A 15321-nucleotide genomic window follows, 5' to 3' on the forward strand; every position below is an offset into this window, starting at 1 on the left:
GACAAATTCCAACATCTTTAAATTTGAGGTTGCACGCTGGTTTCTTTGAAACATAACTTCTCTCTTAATAATTTAATTGCAATATTCCGCTCTCTTGCTTTTCCTATACGTATTGCGTCAATCAGAGCCAATAATTCGTAAAACGGTTGATCCGGATGTTTAGCTATCGCTTGAGGTACTGATCGATATAAAGGCTCTAAAGCTAATCCTCGATGCCCTCCTTCTGCATATGGCCATACCGGTATGGGATCATCACCCAACACAATATACTTTTCAAATAAGGGGGCTGCATAACTCGTAGGAATTCCTCTTGTATAAGATCCTAGTTGCACAGGAAAGAAGTATTTTATGCTGTAAATTAAGCATTCTTCACACGCGGCTTTTATGGGCATCCGAACGATTTTAGTTGGATTAGAATCTTCTGATTTGCGATAAACAGGCCCTAGCAATCCGGATAACTCTAATCGCTTCATTCCTTCATGTACTTCAGAAGCACTCATGCAAAGATAGGTTGCTAAATCTTTTTGAAGTAATTGATCAGGATGTTTATTTGCCAGGATTTTTAAAAGTATCACAATATCTTGTGGCTTTAGCATTTTGTCATTAGCAGAGCGTCACTATAATCAAAGTATAGCATAGATTCGCGATTTGCGAATCGCGAATCACGAATTGATACGTTTTAGATATTATCTAAGTATAAGAACTATCCATGTCCCTCACGTCCCAGCTTTACAAAAAGAGGTGGGGACGAGTCTAACCCAGTAAAGACGTGGATGCCCACTTGTCCCCTTTGCCCCAAGTATTTTTTACATGTCTGCACATGACAGTATTCAATTACTGAACTTAATTCCATTTGAATAGGTCTCTAATGAAAATTTATTCTCGCTCAAAATTAGTAGGGCATGTCCGTCAATTACATCAGGAAGATTAATATTCCATAATTTTTTATACCAAGAATCATCCTCAGAGATAGGCCTTTTAATTAACTCGTAGGCCAATACTGCCTCATCCGTAAGAAGACCTTGCTGGTATTGTTTTTCTATTAATTCAATATTTGTCTCTAACCAATCTAAGGACTCATTCATCTCTCGGATAGTAAATTGATTCCAGGTACAGGTAAACGGTGCACCCATATGACCACTAATCCAAAAAGTAGGCATAAAATGCATGATTAAACGAGATAAAAGTGGTTCTTTACCCGGGCTGACATGAGATACAAATATTGATGGTTTATTTTTATTTCTAACCTGCTGATATAAAGCTCCAAATTGATGTAATACAGTCCACACTTTACCTCCATTGCCCGCAATGGGTTTATCGAATAACTTCTTGCTGACTAAAAAATTACCTCCCAAACTATAAAGAGAAAATTCCAATTCATCATCACTATTTTGGAATTGATAAAAGTGGTGCTCGTCAAGTACATGCAGGTTTTCAACGCTGAGATTGCTATTTAATTGCCTCAAAACTTTTACATCTTCATGATTTCCCCAAACAGCATAAACAGGAACTGAGAACTTTTTTTCACCTGAGATATAATCAGGGAAATCACCTAATAATCGATTTTCTTTGACAATTTCTATTAGTTTGTCGCGATCAGTCTGCTTATCAACGTTATATTGACGCCAAACTGGTGAATGGGCAATTAACAAACGTAACTCCCTTGGGCTGAGTCGATAGATACTCTGTTCATCATAAAACCCAAAGTCTCCAGCATGGATAACTATATCTGCTTTTGTCTGGTTCACTTTTTCATTAATGATATCCAAATTACCATGAGTATCGCTGATTAATAGAATTCTACGCATAAGAAGCCTATAGTCTTAATTCAACCAAGTTATTGATCATCATGTGTTTCATCATACGTAGAAATCAGGTGACTAATAACATCTACCAATCCCATTAATTCATGAGATTCATCATTCTTAACTATATCTAATAACTGATCGAGGACATTAGCTAGCTGTTCGTATTCCTCTCCATTTTGAGGCTCACGAATTACTGGGGCGATATGTTTCCAGTGTTCTATTAGTTCGTTGATATTCATAACTCAGCCGTCTCCATCATATGTTCAAGCAAAAATTTGGTAACCTGCTGCATAGGCTTTCTCAACCGCTCAACATCTTTCATAATGTAACCTGCGGTTACGTCATTATTCATTTTATGATTTAACAAACGCTTCAGAGCATAAGCTGGCAAATCAAGACTCTCAGCAATTGTTGCGAAAGTTCGGCGTAAATCATGTAAAGTAAATGATACACCTGATAGTTCAACTACTTTTAACACGGCTTTTTTAGGTTCATAGATATAACCTGTTTTGCTGTCAGCTGGAAAAATAAATTCACTGCTTTTCTGACGACTTCTGCGCTCAAGCAACTCATAAATAAAATCAGACATCGGCAACGTATGTACTTCTCTATTTTTAGTATCTTGTAATGTAATAGTTTTGGCTTTTAGATCGATGTCACACCAACGCAAGGAACCCGCTTCCGTTTTACGCATGCCGGTAAATAGTAGTAAGAGAAAGTAATCATGCCATAGTAGCGCATTGCGATAATCCTCTCCTTCTACTAACTGTTTTAAGCCTTTATACCAATTAGCTAGCTGATGCGGTTTAATGACTGTTTGCTTTCGATGGACACGAAACCATCCACGAGTATGCGAGAGATATTTTACTGGATTCACTACAATAATGGGCTGGCCATCGCCAGTTTGATATTCATACATGGCAAAGTTAAATAGTGCTCTTAAAACTCGCATAGCGTTATTAGCGCGTGCTTTGCTATTGGTTTTCCCATGTTCTGCATGACGTTTAGCAATCATTTCGCGAGTAATTTTAGTAATGGGTTTATCAAGCCAATCAGGTACAACTTCATGCAGCACACAATGATAGTCAGTTAACGTTCTTGGTTTTAAATCTTTACGGGCTTTTAGATAATCCTTAAGTACCTGCTGCAAAGTCATTGCCTGTACTTTTTTCGTTTTCTTCTCAGCAATAGGATCAACACCTCTAGCCACACTACCCAAAAGACTCTTAGCCTGCTTTCTCGCTTCTTCAGCAGTAATGTTACCGTATTTACCAATCGTAACTCGTTTTACTTTGCCATTGATACGTGTTTCGACAATGAAGCTTTTCATGCCGCTACTCGTAATTCTTAATGCAAAGCCTTTTAGGTTTTCATCGCGATAAAAAGATTGGTCTTTTCCTGGAATCGGTTCGAGCTTATCAATAATGGATTTTGTTAGCCGCAAACTGGTTGGATTAGCACTCATGTTTTTCCTTCAAATTTCATGTAGAAAAAATTCTCATGTAGACGCAATGTAGACAGATTATTTAAAATGATAGAAAATCAAATAAAGCTGATTATGGCTTATAACCATTGATTTTAAAAGGTTTTTCATGAAATTTAAAAAGAGATAAAACTAGCTAAAAAGGGTATATTTCAGACTCATAATCCGTTGGTCCTAGGTTCAAGTCCTAGTGGGCCCACCAAAATCAAGTAGTTACGGTATTTTCAAAAAACTCGAAATTCTCCTGTAGGCAGATTAATAGGCTTTATGAAGGTTATAAGGAAATCCTAAATGTCAAATGAGAAAAATACTAAGGTAATCCACAGTAAGACCCCAGAATCAGCTGCCATGGCGGCCAACACCAAGAAAGCGATGACAATCACTGCCAAGCTTAATTGCTTAACATATAATGATTCCCATGAAATCCGTGCATTGTTTAGTGAACTTATCGGTAAACAAGTAGACGAAAGCTTTTTACTAATTCCCCCCTTTTATACTGCAGGAGGAGATGAAATTCGTATCGGACGTAATGTTTTCATAAATCAGAACTGTACCTTCTATGATCTTGGTGGACTCCATATCGCAGACGATGTGATGATTGGGCCAAATGTTAGCATCATCACTACTAGCCATGCCCTTGAACCATCTAAACGCCGTACAACCACAATCGGAAAGCCTATCATGATTGAGAGAAACGTCTGGATAGCCGCTGGTGCAATTATTGTTGGTGGTGTGACTGTAGGTGAAAACTCGGTTGTCGCTGCTGGCTCAGTAGTCACCAAGCATGTTCCCCCCAACACCCTTGTTGGAGGAAATCCTGCTCGAGTCATTCGTTCTATCAGCGATGATTGAAAAAGCAAAATCGTAACCCATATGGCTAACCAAGCTAACTTTTGTCCTTTTTCATCTTACAGAAAACTAAACAGCCAGCGTAGCCTTGATGCAACGCGTAATCAAGGTTTTTATTCGTTAAATTACTTTTGCAATTTATTTACTGGGCATATCTTGCAAACGTAGATCAGGCCTTGGTTCAATAATTTGAGATAATTATTATTTTTTAAACCTTGATTACGCTGCGCTGCATCAAGGCTACCTCTCTACTTGTGCTTTATACCATTTGGATTGTGAAGTACCGTTTTAAATCATACTATTCATTATTTATTAATTGTAGCAATACAATTTACTTCAATGAGTAAGCCAGGTATAGCTAGTGCCACAATACCAATAGATGTACTTGTATATGCTGAATTAGGCATGCATGCTTTACGTGCTTGAAAATAACTTTGTCCGTTTGTATGAATGTCTACTATGTAAGAATTCATGGAAACGATGTTGTTCAAACTTGAATGAGCTGCTTTTAAAGCATACTCAATATTTTTAAATGTTTGTCTAGTTTGAGATTCCATATCGGGGGCAACAATCCGACCCTCTTTATCTTGCCCGGATTGGCCTGTAACGAATATTAAGTCACCGTATTGAACACATTGCGTAAACCCATATTTTTCATATGAAAGAAGTTCTGGTACCTCAATAATTTTTTTCATTTATTTTATTCTTTAGGTTAAAAAGTATGTTCAAATTATAGAAAGAAATAATCTTTTTGAATTTAATTTAAGTATATTACTTACAGCATCTGGGGAAAATCTGAATCCTTACCTAGATAAGGATACTAAGTATCAATACACTGCCTGAGCATGGGCAAAAGCCAGGGTAGCCTTGATGCAGCGCAGCATAATCAAGGTTTCCATTCAATAAATCACTTTTGCAATTTATTTACTGTGCATGTCTTGCAAACGTAGATCAGGCCTTGGCCCAATAATTTAAGATAATTATTATTCCTTAAACCTTGATTACGCTGCGCTGCATCAAGGCTAACCTCAATGTGCATATCTTATTAATGTAATTCGGATCTTGGCCCAATCATTTGGGTAATAATTATAACGCCTTAAACCTTGATTACGGTTGCTCCATCAAGGCTACCTCGCTGTATCAAAGCTACCTCACTGAGCAAATGTATGTTGAGCTTTGGCCCAACAGTTTCAATCTTAGAGTAGATAACCAATTCATGATTTGTTGGGCTGCACTTCGTTTAGCCCAATCTACTTTGGCTTTCCTGCGATTCAAATGAGCATAGATAACGTAGCACATCTTAGTTGTAGGACAGCATAATCTAGAGATTTTATGAATTCAATTTATGAAGAATTAATGCTCAGTTTCAATTATACTAAGTTAGAAATTTTTTCTCGAAACTAGAACAATATTTATATAACTACGAAACCTTACAATCAGAGTAAGTAGACCCAAACCACCTAAAGAACAAGGAGAGTAGCATGTCAGTAAACACCATAAAACCGCTAGTAACAGCAACAGCAACTAATACAGGAGGACGCAACGGCCATTCTGAAACCACTGATCATTCGGTTAGTGCAAATTTTTCCGTTCCTAAAGAGATGGGGGGTCCTGGCTTACCCAATACCACCACACCGGAACATCTTTTTGCTGCTGGTTATGCAGCTTGCTTTGGTGGCGCATTAGAATTTGTGGCGAGTCAACACAAGAAAAAAGTCAATGGTGCAACAGTAACATGTCATGTCTCTGTTGGCCCTCGTGAAGGCGGCGGGTTTGGTATTGCAGTTAAAATGAATGTTAAAGTTCCATCTCTTTCTACTAATGAAGCAAAAGAATTAGTACAGGAAACACACGAAAAAATCTGTCCCTACAGTCATGCTACACGTGGTAACATCGATTTTGAATTGGAAGTCGAAGGTATGTAAAATTTTAGTAAGCGTAACCGTGATGCAGCGCAGCGTAATCAAGGTCTTTATTCGCCATTTATTTAATTTAAATAACTTGCAAACATAGATTGGGCCTTAGCCCAACAATTTAGAACATCCACTATTTCTTAAACCTTGATTACGCTGCGCTGCATCAAGGCTACTTTACTGAAATTAACTTTTAAGCCTTGCATTATACAAATGAATTGACAAAAAATACCTGCACTAGCAATATATCGCTCCTTTAAACCCATACTAAGCAGTTAGGCTCAGAATCATTATGGATACATTGGTCATTACGTCTACTTCATCGCACCATAATCCTTATCAGGCAATCATTACTATTGATACAAACTGGAAAAAATATTGGTTAAAAAAAGACTTCTGTACGCCGTTTTATCAAGTGCTTGCGGATAACATCATTAACATCCCTTATGTAGATATGAAACATAATTTTATGGAAATCGATGGTGTCATTATTTATCGCCCCAATCATGATGTGGGACACAGTATAAGACAGGCAGCCAATACTCAATTTTTATTAGAGACTATTGCTATCGTTGGTTTACCAGAAATCAAAAATGCACTACAGCATCTTACCAATGAAGAAAGAGAAGCTGTTATGTTGGCAGCTTTTCTATTTAGAGCCGGCAGAACTAATGAACGAGGTGGGATTAGTGATCCCAGTAATGCAGAGCGATCAGCTTTAATTTTTACTGAAATTGCTAAGGCAGTTGAATTTAATGTAGCCCTTGTTGACAATATTGCCTTTAGTATGTGTCATTACGTACCCATCATAGATGAAGAATTTAGCAAATCAGTCCCTCATCAAGGTTATGAAGGGGATAAATCGACAAAGATAAATAAATCAAGATTAGTCAAAGGAGTGCTTGACTTAAGTCATCATAGTGACTTGGTTAGATGCTGGGGTAATATTGATAGAATCAATAGAAATAACCTTGAAAATTTGTCAGGATTATTACAGGGTAATTACGTAAAAGAATTTAATGATATTTTACTTGATTTTGCCCGAGCCAGTAATGCCATGACAGGTCAGCCATATTATAAGCACGATGGAACTCATAATAAATTTCTACCACCCATGTTACTTAGGAAAAAGACGGTAACACAAGTTGGTGAAACATTTGCAGATTTATCAAAGCTAATGAATCAATTTCTGCCTTCTATCAAAACTAAAAAAATTGAAAAAGCTAAACAAAACCCGTTAGAAGTTCAGCAACGTGTTAACGAAGCAAGAACAGTTAATCCTGATTCTCCCAGTCATCTAAACTTAAGGTTAGGCCTTTTTAAGAAAGCTAAAGATAAAATCATTGACAGTGTTGCTAAAAGGTTTAATTTCTCTTAAAGAAAGTAAATAAGCGTAGGTTGGGCTAACCATAGCGCAGCCCAACAGCTTCAATCATAGAGTAGTGGCTAACCAATTCATAATTTGTTGGGCTGCACTTCGTTTAGCCCAACCTACTTTTGTTAAAATCAGCTAATTGTTTAGGGTTGTTTTACTGTCTAAAGATTCACTTGGAGCAGTGGTTATTTCTTGCTTCTCTTGGTGTTCATGCTTAAAAAAACGGCCAAACATTTTAGCTTTCGCTTGGATTTCATATTTTATTAATTTTGGAATTGCATGATTGCTTCGTTCTAAAGTAGCTTCTAATAGAGGCACTGCTATTCCTCTTACTTTACAGCCATTTTCTATTAAGTATTTCATCAGGGGTGCACAATCTTTAATAATTGCTAAACCTAGTGCACTTTCCCCTGATGAGTTAACCGCATTTTTATCGATACCAGCAGTAAGCAGCAACCTAATAATTTCAATCCGATCTTCTATACTGACATCATCATTCTTTTCAGGACCAATGGCCAAATGCAGTGCTGTTTCTTTACTGTCGCAACTCGTATCATTAACGGGCATGCCTTTATCTAACAGCATCTTTACTACATCAATGAAACCGTTCGCTGCAGCTTTGTGTAGCGCGTTTTTTCCGCCATTGTAGTTCTTAACATCTTTCTTTTTGAAATCGATTTCAGGCAAAGTTAATAAATAAGCTAAGGTTAAAGGGTTATCCTCTGCCACGGATAGCAGCGTTCTTTTAAAACCATATTCTTTACTAAAATCAAAACGGCCATCTTGATGCAGTATTTTTAACACCTCAACTTGATCTTGTACTGCAGCTAATTCAAGCAATGATAATTTTTGATTATAAATTCCATTTGAAACTTCAACTTCTGCATTAAATTGTGTAAAAGTTGATTGCGATAATAAAAGGCGAACAATATTACAATGACCAAATGCAACTGCATAATGTAGCCCAGTAAAACCCTTACTATTTGCTGCGTTACTATCAACGCCTAAATCAAGGGTCAATCGTACATAATATTCATCACCAGTTAAAACCGCATCATGTAAAATAGTATTACCGTCACTATCTACCTGATTAATATTAATCGATTTTAAGTTTAATAAAGCATGAATATAATTCTCTTTCTGTATACTAAATGCCAATTGTAATAAGTTCACTTTGGCACCTGACACATTAACCGCTTCATTAATGTAATTTTCATAGTCAGGTTGCTTAGACAGTGTTTCCAAAACTTGCTGAAAAATAAATGGCCTATCTTTTTTAATTGCAAAATAGGCAATTTGGATTAGTGTTTTTGTGTCATGTAATTCTTGAATATGCGTAACAATTAATTTTTCTAGAATTTGCGCGTCCAGTAATTTTAATTCCACAAAAAAATCTAAAATATGGAAATAACCCTGGCTTAGTATCTTAATAATTAAAGCATGCCCATCTATATTCTTGTTTAAATAATTAATAAGAAATCCAGAAGGTAAAAAGAATAACATTTCAAAATTATTTTCTAGTATCTTTTCGAGCAAATAATCATTGTTTTGTAGGATTTCTTCCGCCTCAACAATATCTAACATTTGCTCTTGCTTGGTATACTGTTTTAAGTGCAAGGATGATGTAGGCATATAATAGCAAATCTTAACTTCATAATCGGGCGGGCACTCATTGACATTTCTTAAACGCGCATAAATCATTCTGGCATAAATTTGCGCTAATAATCGTGCTTCTAAAGTATCGACATTAATAAATACTTGGCAGCTATCATCTGCAGTAAAGCGCAAATGAGCAAAAACTTCATTATGGTATTTATATTTTTTTTCATTACGCAAAGCAGTCTTAAATGCTTCTATATTATCTTTTGCAAATAAAACTTTATTAACTCGCTGTTTAAAATATTGCTCAGCTTCTGGCAAAAAATTAAAATCATTAGGACGAATAGAAGAGCCGACATCACGTGTTAATAAATGATCAGCTAGTAGTGCGTTCTTCATAATATCAAAAAAGATAACCCCCACTGTTTTAACTTTTTCTTCAGAAAAATTAAATGGATTAGGTTGTAAATCAGGCATGCCGTAGGTTGTAGACTGTTTTTTCGAATATAATTTTTTCTGTTCTTTACTATAGATAGGTGTTTTTTCGCTGCGCAAATGCACCCCTTTGCCATCCACTGTGTATATCTTTTTACTTTTAAAGCGCAAAGGATGATGAATGAAAGGCGATATGACACCATCTATAAATTGTAAAAAATAATTTGCATTGTCACCGCGTAATGATTTAAAGAGAAAATCATTGTTAATCCTTATCGTGGGAGCAGAATGTCTTATTTCGTCTCGTTGCTTAACCCTTATATCTTCTAATAAATTTACCTTGCGTAAAGGTAACGTATCGTTTTTATAGTATTGAGATAACATGGGAAATTTTTTTATATCTTTTATAACGTCCCCATAACAATTGTTAGAGTACTCGTAATGAAGCTTGAACTTTGACTTGGGATGAATACCGCGTCTTTCATAAATTAGGTCGTATTTTTCGTCCATAACCTGGACACCATTAACCCCAATATCATGCTGCAAAACCAGCATATCTAATACTTCTTTAGCCAGTTCTTCTATTAAGTTTTGTTTATCAATTTTTTTTAGTTCTACGACTAAAGGTATTTTATGAATACTATACATTGAATTTGCTTTGCGCATATTATTCAGCGAATCAGCACTGTTAAGAATGATTTTTAGCCAATTTTGCTTTGTGTTTTGAGAGGTTACTTCGGTGGGATCAAGCAACTGAGCAAATTGATGAGCAAGCGCATGAGTGACACCAATACTTTTTAAAAAATTTTGACAATTAACTTTAATTGCTAAAATTCCTTCATCATTTAATTTATTTTCCCAAATGGAGTGAGCAAATAAAGCCACAATTTGCAAATAAAATAAATCTTCTGGAGTAATTAGATTTGCAGCGTCAGGCTGAGTCTCTTTGAGAATATTAAACAAAATATTAATCAATGCAGCTCGCCTACAGGCAGATAATACGCCATAAGATTGTTGTGGGGTTAAAAAATCCCAATATTTATCTTTATTTAGCGGTTTTTGTTTTATGAGTGGTAAGTGGTGTTTAGCAAAGATATTTGATTGAATGACTTCTAATATAGGCGTTTCTATCATAAAAAAATTCCATTTATTATAAACTTGCGTAAAGTAATAAACCACTTGTGAAATAGCAAGAAATAAATTAAAAATTCAGTGTTAACTTAAATTGAGCTGATTGAGATAAAATAATAAACAGGCAATTGCTTTATAGTTTTTTGATAGAATATCTTTATTAAAATACTAGATGTATTGGAGCCCAGTATTAAAATCAAATTAGCATGGCTTTGTATTATGAATAATAAGTTGACAATATGAACGTATTCTTAGAAACAAAAAATTTAATCATCAAGACCCCACAATTAGAGGATTTTGATAATTTATATGCGTTACAAACAGATGCTGAGGTCATGAGGTACATTGGCCAGGGTGTGCGTACTCATTCTGAAGTCATGAGTGGCTTAGAAAAAGCACTAGCTCATCAAGAGAAGCATATGTTTAGCCTTGGGTGTGTATTTGAAAAAGAAAGTGGCCTTTTTGTTGGACGAGCTGGATTAATTTATCTAGCTTATGACGATACTCAGCCTGAAATTGAAGTAGGGTATGCGCTCATTAAAGCTGTCTGGGGTAAAGGCTATGGTGTTGAACTTGCACAAGCGCTTATTAATTGGGGATTTCAACATTTAACTGTTAGCAAATTAGTTGCGGTTATTAATCCTGATAATAAACATTCACGTCGCGTATTAGAAAAAGTAAATATGAATTATGTAGGGCGTGCACATCACTGGAATAGCGAAGTAGCCTTATACGAAATTCAAAAAAATCTAATAGATTACAACAAAATAAAACTTATTCCTGCTACTTTAACAGATCATCCTACTATACAAAACTTAGCTAGATTTTATGTTTATGACATGAGTGAATATCTTGGGAATGAAGAAGGTTGGGAAATTCCTGAAGATGGCTTATATGAGTGTATTGATTTTGAAAAATATTGGAAAGATGAAAGCTCTTTTCCATTTATAATCCGTTATGCAAATGAATTAATTGGTTTTGCTATAGTTGATAAAAAAGGAAGCGATCCCAGCATTGATTTTAATATGGCGCAATTTTTTGTTGCGCGAAAATTTAAACATAAAGGCATTGGTCGATATATTGCCGAACAATGCTTTAAAAAATTTCCTGGCGTTTGGGAAGTTATGATTATACCAAGGAACGAAGGTGCTTATCGTTTCTGGCGATCAACTATTAAAAATTATAGTAAGGATCAATTTATCGAATATACGCGTGAAATTGCGCACTTTAATAACAGTAAAAAAAATATATTTAGATTTAATTCAAAATAATTAAACCAATACTGATTAATAGAATGAGAATGATAACGAGTATTTTATGTTTATGTGCCATTAGAAAATATCTCCTAGGCAGATAAAATGTTGCAATTTGATTACATGTTAAAAGCATAGCTTAATTTAATTGTACAAGTATGAATTATGACCTTTTTATTAGGTCAACCAATATAACTTTATGCTGCTATAGCAGTAATTTTTAGTTTTTTTATAGAATTCATCAATAAATTACCATCTAATTCATTAAAATTTACCTTTATAGCGGTAAAAAAATACTATTTTATATAAAAAATAATGCTATAGGCCTTTTAAAGTACCTTTTTTACTGCTATAACAGTAATAAATCTCTAATTTATGGTTTCACATGGCCACTGATGATATTGCAAAAATAGTTCATTACTACCGTAAGCAAAGCGGACTATCACAACAAGAGCTAGCTAGATTAGCCGGGGTTGGCAAAACCGTTGTATTTGATATTGAAAAAGGTAAAGAAACAGTGCAATTAAATACCTTGTTAAAAATATTAGATGTTTTGAATATACGAATGAAATTCGAAACACCTTTTGCACCACCAACGGATAATAATTTATGAGCAAAGCACGCGTATTAGTTAATGGTATTGAAGCAGGAGAATTGGAAAAATTAAAAGGCGGAAAATACAAATTTACCTACTATACAGAATATCAAGGCGCGCCTGTTTCTCTTACAATACCTTTAACAAAGAAGATTTATGAGTTTGACATATTTCCTCCTTTCTTTGAGGGGCTATTACCAGAAGGAATTATGCTTGAAGCCTTATTACGTAAATATAAGATAGATAAAAATGATTATTTTAGACAATTGATAAAAGTTGGCCAGGATGTCGTGGGCGCCGTGACTATCGAGGAACTAGAATGAAACGCTGCCCTATTACATATGAAATTATACCTGATCAAGAGAACTATTCAGAACGAGGATTAAGACACCTTTCCCCTAAATTAAAAAATCTTAGTCCATTAGCATTAAGTGCTGATGAACAGCGTAAAGAGGCGCTAGATCGCGTAGGTAAAATGTCTATTCAAGGCGTGCAAAAGAAATTAAGTGCACAGTTAAGAGTTAAAGCTGAATGTTTTGAACTAGTGGATCAAAATGGTCATTATATTTTAAAACCTCAAAGTGACCTTTATCCTGAATTGCCAGAAAATGAAGCGATTACTATGTCATTAGCAAAAACGATTAACCTTGAGGTACCTATCCATGGATTAATTTATTCTAAAGATAAAAGTATGACGTATTTCATTAAACGATTTGATCGAATTGGACGTAATAAAAAATTAGCTTTAGAAGACTTTGCACAGTTATCAGGTGAAGATCGTCATACAAAATATAATAGCTCAATGGAAAGAGTAATTACAGTCATAGAAAGGTTTTGTACATTTCCAAAAATTGAATTCGTTAAATTTTTTAAATTGACACTATTTAACTTTCTGGTTGGTAATGAGGATATGCATTTAAAAAATTTTTCCCTTATTACAAAAGATAACAAAATTTCTCTGTCGCCCGCTTATGATTTACTTAACTCAACTATTGCGCAAAGAAATGCTAAAGAAGAAATAGCTTTACTTATAAGAGGCAAGAAAAACAATTTAACAAAACATGATTTTTTTGATTACCTTGCCATTGAGCGCTTAGGATTAAACCAAAAAATTATTGATGCAATTATCCAAGAATTTCTGCAAGCAATACCTAAATGGCAAGAATTAATCACTATTAGTTTCTTGTCTCAAGAAATGCAAGAAAAATATCTCCATTTGTTAAAAGAAAGATGCAATCGATTGGATTTTTCCTTGCTCTGCTAGTTTTACAAATTCTAGCTTTTTCGACATTTTAGCAACCTCTTCTCTGGGTATTTTATTTCTATCAAAGCAAAAATGCAGAGTAATATAGTTAATTAAATTTCAAATGACTTATAAGTTATATTAGAAATTTTACTTATGGGACATTCACCAGATTTAAGAATAAGAGAGTTAGCCTACCTTTCAGAGGGTGGAGTTATTAAAACCGCATGTGAATTATTTAAAGTTAGTCGTTCATCAATCCAACGCTGGCGAACTAGGCAACTAGAACAAGGCCACGTTCTACCTAATAGGCGAATCGTTTCGGGTTATAAAATTGATGAAACGGCGCTTCGGGAATATGTTTTATCACATCCTAGTGCCTATCTTGATGAAATAGCCGCACATTTTGGTATGTCATCTCCTGGTATACTATACGCTCTAAAGCGTTTTAAAATTACGCGAAAAAAAAGACGTCGTATTTTACAGAAAGAGACGAAGAAAAAAGACAAACTTATTTAAAGCTTATACAGCAACAAGATCCCAAGAAAATCGTTTACATTGATGAGTCGGGTATTGAAAAGTTTATAACTCGTCCTTACGCAAGAGCTTTAAGAGGAGAAAGAATTTTTGCTCCACTCTCTGGCAAGCGCTATGCTCGTGAAAATTTTATTGCAGGGTTGCTTGAAAATAAAATCATTGCACCTCTTTGTTATAAAGGAACTTGCGACCAAACGCTCGTTAATTTTTGGCTAGAACACTTTCTTCTTCCTGCTTTAGAGCCAGGTTATACGCTTGTTATGGATAATGCTGCTTTTCATAAAACTGAAAAAACACGCTTAATCGTGGAGAAAGTTCAATGCAAAATTCTATTTCTTCCACCTTACTCACCTGATCTTAATCCAATTGAAAAACTATGGGCGCGGTTAAAAAATATTATCAGTAAAACTATCTCTCAATTCCATTCTTTACAGGAAGCCATTGATTATGCTTTTAAATCAATCACTTAAAATTTAATTAAGTATAATCACTTCCATCCTCACCTATTAAAGTATCATCTCCTGCACCACCTAAAAGAATATCATTTCCTGCCTTACCAAAAAGGATATCATTTTTTAAAGTGCCGGTGACTGTTGCCATCTTGATTCCCCTTTACATAGAGAGATTTCGAGGCATCCCAGTCACCGAAATAATCTCGTCAATATGACAAGTGACTATTCTCTAATCAAATTACTTAGATAAAGCTATTAAAAATTCATAGCTATTAATTAAATTTAAGTCTATTTTTTAGAGGAAATTATTATTAATATCTTTTTTTATCTTGAAATTTTGTGTGCGAAAGGCAGGCGTTATCCCTTAGTTCCCCGCCTAGCAGCGCTAACAAATCTTGAGCTTCTTGATATAGATTTTACCTAAATGAGCTAAGCCTCAACTGGTTTTTCGCTAAAGAAGCGCCAATAACAAAAAATAAAGAACTGCCTAATAAAATGGCCCCGCCTCTAACTACCTGAAATAATTTTAATTCGTTAAGCTGTCAGCAAATGCAGCAACTGCGCTTATCAAAAAACACTGGAAAAATGGTATTAGCCAATGCATAATTGCGCTCGCATCATTTTTAAGTTTCAAATTTATTTAGATGG

General features: G+C 34.9%; 15 protein-coding genes and 1 pseudogene. 9 read left to right on the forward strand and 7 right to left on the reverse strand.

All coding sequences use genetic code 11. From position 1 onward, the window contains the following. Positions 1-17: 17 nt before the first annotated feature. The 4 genes from E1P04_RS01690 to E1P04_RS01705 all read right to left on the reverse strand — a co-directional run bounded on the left by E1P04_RS01690 (position 18) and on the right by E1P04_RS01705 (position 3273). Positions 18-596: a hypothetical protein gene (locus E1P04_RS01690; RefSeq protein ID WP_131781191.1), complete on the reverse strand. Its 579-nt coding sequence runs from the start codon at positions 594-596 to the stop codon at positions 18-20. Positions 597-830: 234 nt separating this feature from the next. Continuing rightward, a complete protein-coding gene (locus E1P04_RS01695; protein WP_131781192.1) occupies positions 831-1808 on the reverse strand; it encodes a metallophosphoesterase family protein in 978 nt (325 codons plus the stop codon). Positions 1809-1837: 29 nt separating this feature from the next. After that, a complete protein-coding gene (locus E1P04_RS01700) occupies positions 1838-2047 on the reverse strand; it encodes a hypothetical protein (protein ID WP_131781193.1) in 210 nt (69 codons plus the stop codon). Next, complete coding sequence (locus E1P04_RS01705; protein WP_131781194.1) at positions 2044-3273, reverse strand: tyrosine-type recombinase/integrase; 1230 nt, start codon at positions 3271-3273, stop codon at positions 2044-2046. The genes E1P04_RS01700 and E1P04_RS01705 overlap by 4 nt, the downstream gene beginning before the upstream one ends. Before the next feature lie 309 nt (positions 3274-3582). Here E1P04_RS01705 and E1P04_RS01710 point away from each other — a divergent pair, with 309 nt between their 5' ends. Further along, positions 3583-4143 carry a sugar O-acetyltransferase gene (locus tag E1P04_RS01710; protein ID WP_131781195.1) on the forward strand — a complete coding sequence of 187 codons (561 nt, stop codon included), beginning with the start codon at positions 3583-3585 and terminating at the stop codon, positions 4141-4143. A 302-nt stretch (positions 4144-4445) separates the two neighbouring features. On the opposite strand, the gene E1P04_RS01715 is transcribed toward E1P04_RS01710, so the two are convergent. Further along, positions 4446-4835: a RidA family protein gene (locus tag E1P04_RS01715; protein WP_131781196.1), complete on the reverse strand. Its 390-nt coding sequence runs from the start codon at positions 4833-4835 to the stop codon at positions 4446-4448. A 786-nt stretch (positions 4836-5621) separates the two neighbouring features. On the opposite strand from E1P04_RS01715, the gene E1P04_RS01720 reads away from it, so the two are divergent. Both E1P04_RS01720 and E1P04_RS01725 read left to right on the forward strand, forming a co-directional pair. Continuing rightward, positions 5622-6065, forward strand: a complete 444-nt coding sequence (locus tag E1P04_RS01720; protein ID WP_131781197.1) for an organic hydroperoxide resistance protein — start codon at positions 5622-5624, stop codon at positions 6063-6065. Positions 6066-6345: 280 nt separating this feature from the next. After that, entirely contained in the window at positions 6346-7431 is a 1086-nt protein-coding gene (locus E1P04_RS01725) for a SidE phosphodiesterase domain-containing protein (RefSeq protein WP_131781198.1), read from the forward strand. Positions 7432-7563: 132 nt separating this feature from the next. On the opposite strand, the gene E1P04_RS01730 is transcribed toward E1P04_RS01725, so the two are convergent. Beyond that, positions 7564-10596, reverse strand: coding sequence for an ankyrin repeat domain-containing protein (locus E1P04_RS01730; RefSeq protein WP_131781199.1), 3033 nt, complete (start codon positions 10594-10596; stop codon positions 7564-7566). A 236-nt stretch (positions 10597-10832) separates the two neighbouring features. Between E1P04_RS01730 and E1P04_RS01735 the strand changes: the two genes are divergently transcribed. The 6 genes and pseudogenes from E1P04_RS01735 to E1P04_RS17540 form a co-directional block, all read left to right on the forward strand. Beyond that, positions 10833-11864 carry a GNAT family N-acetyltransferase gene (locus tag E1P04_RS01735; protein ID WP_131781200.1) on the forward strand — a complete coding sequence of 344 codons (1032 nt, stop codon included), beginning with the start codon at positions 10833-10835 and terminating at the stop codon, positions 11862-11864. Between the two features lie 367 nt (positions 11865-12231). Next, positions 12232-12459, forward strand: coding sequence for a helix-turn-helix transcriptional regulator (locus tag E1P04_RS01740; RefSeq protein WP_131781201.1), 228 nt, complete (start codon positions 12232-12234; stop codon positions 12457-12459). Next, positions 12456-12764: a HipA N-terminal domain-containing protein gene (locus E1P04_RS01745; RefSeq protein ID WP_131781202.1), complete on the forward strand. Its 309-nt coding sequence runs from the start codon at positions 12456-12458 to the stop codon at positions 12762-12764. The genes E1P04_RS01740 and E1P04_RS01745 overlap by 4 nt, the downstream gene beginning before the upstream one ends. After that, a complete protein-coding gene (locus E1P04_RS01750; protein WP_131781203.1) occupies positions 12761-13705 on the forward strand; it encodes a HipA domain-containing protein in 945 nt (314 codons plus the stop codon). The genes E1P04_RS01745 and E1P04_RS01750 overlap by 4 nt, the downstream gene beginning before the upstream one ends. Before the next feature lie 135 nt (positions 13706-13840). Beyond that, a complete protein-coding gene (locus E1P04_RS01755; RefSeq protein WP_131781204.1) occupies positions 13841-14203 on the forward strand; it encodes an IS630 transposase-related protein in 363 nt (120 codons plus the stop codon). Between the two features lie 2 nt (positions 14204-14205). Further along, positions 14206-14691, forward strand: a pseudogene (locus E1P04_RS17540) (IS630 family transposase); the annotation flags it as partial. Between the two features lie 7 nt (positions 14692-14698). Here E1P04_RS17540 and E1P04_RS18200 read toward each other — a convergent pair. After that, on the reverse strand, positions 14699-14821 hold the full coding sequence (locus E1P04_RS18200) for a hypothetical protein (RefSeq protein WP_131781206.1): 123 nt from the start codon (positions 14819-14821) through the stop codon (positions 14699-14701). Positions 14822-15321: the final 500 nt, after the last annotated feature.

This window comes from Legionella gresilensis (genome assembly GCF_900639865.1).
Lineage (GTDB): Bacteria > Pseudomonadota > Gammaproteobacteria > Legionellales > Legionellaceae > Legionella_C > Legionella_C gresilensis.